The 328-nt window shown below is 52.1% G+C and carries 1 protein-coding gene; it reads right to left on the bottom strand.

Features of this window, described 5'->3' with window-relative positions; translation table 11 throughout:
- On the bottom strand, positions 1–328 hold a 328-nt coding region (locus tag PL597_RS26235; protein ID WP_442866802.1), incomplete at both ends, for a P-type ATPase.

Consider the following 328-nt stretch of genomic DNA (forward strand, 5'->3'; position numbering starts at 1 on the left):
GCCCCCAGACAGACCAGATCAAGAAAGCAACAACCGCGATAAGTATCACCAGAGGAACAAACCAGCCTGAAACGCTGTCTGCCATTCTCTGGATGGGGGCACGCGAACGCTGTGCATCAGCGACCATCTGAACAATTCGTGAGAGCATCGTTTCATCACCGACTTTCTCTGCACGGATGATAAGACTACCTGTCTGATTAATCGTCCCCCCAATGACAGGGTCACCCTTCGTTTTGGTAACCGGCATAGACTCCCCGGTCACCATCGATTCATCAACGGTTGTTTTGCCTTCGATCACGATACCGTCGACCGGAATACTCTCTCCAGG

This window comes from Agrobacterium sp. ST15.13.013 (assembly GCF_027956525.1).
In the GTDB taxonomy this organism is placed as follows: domain Bacteria; phylum Pseudomonadota; class Alphaproteobacteria; order Rhizobiales; family Rhizobiaceae; genus Agrobacterium; species Agrobacterium salinitolerans.